Genomic DNA, 5,202 nt, shown 5'->3' on the forward strand with positions numbered 1-5,202 from the left:
TAACAGGAAAGACAGTTTATCGTACTAAATTGACCATTTAATCAATGCGGTTGAATCGAATAAATAGGCCTACTCCACACCTTAAGTGTAGCCGAATCTCAAGAGTAGATTGGGGTAAGTAAACTATCGTCAATGGGCAAATTTGCCGCGAAAGTATAGGTATTAAGAAACATGGTGACAGAGATAAGCATGGTAATTTCTATTGTTTGCACCTCATCGAACCCGGCATCGGTTAATCGCTTAAAATCGTCATGCGATAGAGAGCACTCGGTAGTGGCTAGTTTGGCAGCAATTTCAGTCGCCACACCGTATTTGTACGGAATAAACCCGCGACTTTTACCCGTAGCAATTTGGCGAAGGTCGTCGAAAGTAAGCGTCTTGGTCATGCGAATTAGGTTAGACCCATGCAGCGCCATGCAGTACGGTACGGTGCGATGGTAGGACACGGTAAACATCACCAAGTCTTGCAATAACGGGCTCAAATGCCCATTTAACATGATGCTTTTTAGATGCAGCCAACTGCCCTCTAGCACGTGCGGAACTGCACCTAAATAGGTAATCCAGTTTGGCAGCTCATCGATACCCAGTGACGCTTTTACGTCGTCGTATATTGCTCTAAGTTGAGGAGATGCATCCTCATAAGCCACTTTTCTGTAGTTGCTCATAGACGGTTGCCGGTATTTATTGCTGTAACCTTGTTACCCAGTTGTCGTTTATTTTCACTTTTTTGCAAATACATGCGCTCGTCAGCTAGTCTCGCCCAGTTTTTTGTATTGCCTTTTACAGAACGTAAAGAGGCATAACCTATTGAGGCACTAATATCGAATTGCAAATTGGCTCTAATCCGCTGCAATGCTTGCTCAAAGCGACGATTAATTGTATTGACAAAGGTGTTGCCACTGTTCGCAAAAACAATAGCAAACTCGTCACCGCCCAAACGAAATGCCATGTCACTTTGACGCCCCATATTTGCTAACTCACTTGCCATCAATTTAATGAATTGATCTCCCGCTGCGTGGCCATGCATGTCATTTAGCGGTTTCAACCTGTCCAAGTCGATAATGGCAAGCGTCCAATCCTGATTCGGGCTTGCATCATAACTCAGCGAAATACTTTTCAGGGTGTCATCGAAAGCTAAGCGATTGCCAATACCTGTTAAAGGATCCGCTCGCATTCTTTGCTCAGCGTTATGTAATTGTGACACTGTATCGTGCAACTGAAATTGCGACGACAAAGCGATAGTCGCTATATTAATGACGTCTTCTGCTAGTGAAAAATCAACATTAGCTGAGTCGTGCAAAGCCATTACATGACCCAATGGCTCATTGTTTTCACCGCGATAAATCAAACCAGCGTATGTTTTCGCCCCCATATCGTGTAACGCTTGGTATTCGGGAAACGAATCTAACAAGTCCGAGAACACCGTGAACTTATGGCTGTCAACAACCCACTCACAAGGTGTTCCAGCAACATCATATTCAAACTTTTCTAGCGAGGCCTTACGATCAATAAATGACAAGATCTCCAGTCTTCTAGCTTCTGTAAAGCGAGTAATAGCCACCCACCTCCAGCCCAAACTGGACTGAATGGCTTGAGCCGCTGCCGCATATATGTCGTGTGTATCATTCAAGGAAGCCATTAACGCTTTTAGTGTATTTTCACCTGTTGCCTGCGCACTTTCGGTAGTCGACACCAACAACGCAAACCCTTGTGCGAGTGACAATTTTTTAATCAAATGACGACTACGCAGATGCACATCAGGGCTATCGGTCGCATTTTGCTCCGCATCAATGAGTAACGACTGGCGAAATTCGACGCCTAATTGTTTAAATGCTTTGTTTTCATAAACAGCCGCTCCCTGGTCATCAAAAATGATAACGGCGTCGTTTATTTGCTCAACTAGCTCTCGGAAAACAGATACGGGTATATCCGATTTTGACATCATTCGGCCTGCAGCAAGGTGGTTGAATAAATTAAAGATATGACTGAAATAATAGCAAATAAATTTCCGGGCACAAGCCGTAAGTGTTCACCAAGCCCCTATTGACAGAAAAAGTGTGACATTCAGCACTTGATCCATTCTTGGCTATTGAGTGATCATTCCAGTGCTTCATCCTGTTTGTTATGAGCAGAAAGAAAGCCCCTAAATATCAAGAGGAACCGCCCGTAGCCTCTGACCTTAACGAAGCAAACGCACTGATTGAAGAGTTGTGGGAACAGCTGCGCCACCTTACCGATAAACAAGCTACTAACTCCAAAAATTCATCGAAACCACCTTCGTCTGACAACCCTAAGGACAAGCATGAGCGAAAAAAGATCAAAGCTCTAGTGGTCGCAATTCGAGAGGAGCTAAAGAAGGCCACACAGGGCATCAACGAAAACTCTCACGACTGAAAGCAACGGATGTAGTTATCGATTGTTTTCCTGAAGTGTGCCCTTGCTGTGCCCAGTCTGATATCGATGTTCAAGGTGGCCCTTACTACCGCCATCAGGTCTTTGATATTCCAAAACCCACTGTCGATATCACCGAATACCGTTTATTTTCAGGCCAATGCCGGCACTGTAAAGAAACCGTCAAGGCTCAAAAGCCTGACGATGCATCGCAAGGGATTATAGGGCCGAACTTATTAAGTTACATTGGAGTTCTTGCCGGGCAATATCACCTCAGTGTTCGGAAAATCCAATCTCTACTTAAAGAACAGCTTGGCACAACCTTTTCGGTCGGCGCGATTAGCGAAGCGCAAACGAAGGTCGCTTCAATGCTAACGCCATTGCATCAGGCGATAAAACAAGCGTTAAAGAAAGCGACTTTGATTCATGCTGACGAAACCTCTCATCACCGAAATGATGAAACGAGCCTTCGTTGGTGTTGGTTAGTGGCCAGTGATGACCTTGTCTATGAACAAATACTCTATTCACGTTCAACCTCCTCAGCAAAAAAGGTCATCGATGAAGACTATGCAGGCATTGTGGTTAGCGACCAATGCCCAAGCTATAACTGGATAGCCGCAGACCGTCATCAGTTATGTTGGGCACATGTGAAGCGTAATCTTCAGCAAATGGCGGATTATAGTGGCGGTGGCCACACCGCTTATATTGGCAAGCATCTTTGTTTGCTGACGAACGTCATTTTCCATACTCGGCACCGTTATGAGCAAGGTGAATTGGATTATTCACGGTACTTGCGGCGAATGCACAGGCTACAAAAATCGTTCGATCATTGGTTGAGCAAAGGGACAGGTGTGATGGTCAAGCGGTATAGAGGGCGATGCAAGTTACTGCTTAAACATAGAGAGAGCTTGTGGGTTTTCCTCAAGAAAACGTCAATCCCCTTAACCAATAATGAAGCTGAGCGATGTATTAGAGGTTTTGTCATTCAAAGGAAAATCAGCTTCGGAACGACCTCGGATGCAGGTGATAAATTCCGAAGTAGGATACATACCCTCATCGAAACCTGCAAAAAGCGTGGCTTATCGGCAATGTCAGTGTTGAGTGAAATCATCACGGCTGTTGTGACGAAGAGACCGTACCCAAACGTTTTTGATCTATAAACTGCATATATTTCTTCAGATCTGGTAAGTCAAGATACCTCGGTGAACGCTTACCACAAGCCAGTTCAAGCTATCAAATTGAAATATATAGGTTTTTATTCATTTTCAAGCGCAAGATTTGTTAGGTTAGTTGCCGCAAACCGGGCAGTTTGGTCTAGCTGAAATGTTGAATGTTTGCCAGTTTGACGTCATCGCATCAAAAAACTGTAATTGATTTACTGGAATGTCGCCGTAGTTAGCGAGTAATTTTATCGCTTGAAGCGCCTGCATAGAGCCAATGATACCGACAAGTGGAGACATTACACCAGCTTCTACGCACGAGAGCTCCTGCTCATTAAATAAGTGGCTAAAGCATGCATAACAAGCCGACTTTTTTGATGGCACGACACAAAATACCTGGCCTTCCATTCTAATTGCTGCGCCGCTGACCAAGGGGACACCCAATTTATAGCAATAACGGTTAATTTGTTGTCTGGACGTCAAATTGTCGGTGCAATCTAAAACAATATCGTGTTCACCAATCGCGGCTTCCAGTGCTTGTTCGGTTAGTTTTTCAGACACTAGCGCGATGTAGTAAACGTCTCCGCTCCATTCATGTAACACTGTGGTGTCTAAGTTGTAACTATCGGGATGCATTCCGTATTTGGCAACAGGATTCCAGGCAGACCACATGGCCTGCCTCAAATCACTGCTGGCACCGGTATCTAATCCTTCATCTCCGAACTGTTTTACCTGGGCCGCTCGACCAGCTAACGCTACACATGTCTGCGAGAACCAAAAAGCTTTCGTGTAATCAATTTCTTGTTCCCTGTTGTAGGCCACCATTCCTAAAGCTTGTTCTCTTGGCACAATACTTATTTGTTCTATAATTCTTTCTGGCATCAGAACTTTTGAGATAACCGCATGACCAGCCTCATGAAAGGCGGTTTCTGCCAGCATTTTTGCGCACTTATCAAGTGTCCGTTTAGCGCCATATTTAAGAATATTAATTTCTTCCAGTAACGTACTTTGACCAATTTTGCCAGTATTCTTACTCAAAGTCTGAAGCACTGTCTCCCGATGAACCTTCTCTAAATCTGCACCGCTCATACCAGCCGTTAGTGATACGATTAAATCAACATCTATAGCCTCTTCGTAAACGTCGTACTGCAAGAACTTTTCGATAAACCAGCGCCGGGCATTTTTATCCAGGAAAGGAACATGGACATGAAGATCAAGCCTTCCTGAACGTAATAATGCTTCATCAAGTTTATCCAGCCGATTGGTAGCCGCGACAATAAAAACCGCGCCTTTATTTTTGTCTAGCACATTGTTTGGGGTAATAGTCTTGACCTCAACGCACCAGGAGCACTCACATATTTATTCATGAGCCTTTCTTAACTATTACTAAAAGTTCTGCTTGGAGCGCCTTGTTGTCCTCTCTGGATGATTTCAGCTCCGCCTTTAATTCTTTAACCTGCTCATGGCTGTTCTCTGCCTTCACAGAGAGGGTAGCTATATCTGTTTGCAATTTTGCAATCAGTTCTTGGGCAGCGTCCAGGTCAAACTTCAATTTCTGGATCTCTTCACCTTGTTCGTGCTCCAGTGTGAGAAGATCTGCAATACGTGTCTCCAGGCGAGAAATCTCATTCAGAGCTTCATCTCTCTCATG

General features: G+C 44.4%; 5 protein-coding genes. 1 reads left to right on the forward strand and 4 read right to left on the reverse strand.

What is annotated here, in order from left to right; translation table 11 throughout:
* Positions 1-98: 98 nt before the first annotated feature.
* Both OCT63_RS21140 and OCT63_RS21145 read right to left on the reverse strand, forming a co-directional pair.
* Positions 99-665 (reverse strand): carboxymuconolactone decarboxylase family protein, encoded by a 567-nt coding sequence (locus OCT63_RS21140; protein WP_269984566.1) that lies wholly within the window; start codon positions 663-665, stop codon positions 99-101.
* The gene (locus tag OCT63_RS21145) at positions 662-1,945 is read right to left on the reverse strand and encodes a GGDEF domain-containing protein (RefSeq protein ID WP_269984567.1); all 1,284 of its coding nucleotides are present in this window, start codon (positions 1,943-1,945) and stop codon (positions 662-664) included. Before OCT63_RS21145 ends, OCT63_RS21140 begins: the two co-directional genes overlap by 4 nt.
* 179 nt (positions 1,946-2,124) lie before the next feature.
* Between OCT63_RS21145 and tnpC the strand changes: the two genes are divergently transcribed.
* Positions 2,125-3,551, forward strand: a protein-coding gene (gene tnpC / locus OCT63_RS21150; protein WP_443088559.1) for an IS66 family transposase whose coding sequence is annotated in 2 segments (ribosomal slippage) — positions 2,125-2,320 and positions 2,320-3,551 — 1,428 coding nt in all. Because the reading frame shifts where the segments join, the coding sequence is not laid out codon by codon here.
* Between the two features lie 126 nt (positions 3,552-3,677).
* On the opposite strand, the gene OCT63_RS21155 is transcribed toward tnpC, so the two are convergent.
* Complete coding sequence (locus tag OCT63_RS21155) at positions 3,678-4,859, reverse strand: ThiF family adenylyltransferase (RefSeq protein ID WP_269984569.1); 1,182 nt, start codon at positions 4,857-4,859, stop codon at positions 3,678-3,680.
* Between the two features lie 55 nt (positions 4,860-4,914).
* A partial coding sequence (locus OCT63_RS21160) for a hypothetical protein (protein ID WP_443088560.1) occupies positions 4,915-5,202 on the reverse strand: 288 nt, incomplete at its 5' end.

The sequence above is a fragment of the Vibrio sp. RW genome (assembly GCF_027587105.1).
GTDB lineage: Bacteria > Pseudomonadota > Gammaproteobacteria > Enterobacterales > Vibrionaceae > Vibrio > Vibrio toranzoniae.

What these genes read in the sequence shown, in the direction of transcription:
- OCT63_RS21140 (WP_269984566.1), bottom strand. Translation starts at nt 665, where the DNA reads ATGAGCAACTACAGAAAAGTGGCTTATGAGGATGCATCTCCTCAACTT.
- OCT63_RS21145 (WP_269984567.1), bottom strand. Translation starts at nt 1,945, where the DNA reads ATGATGTCAAAATCGGATATACCCGTATCTGTTTTCCGAGAGCTAGTT.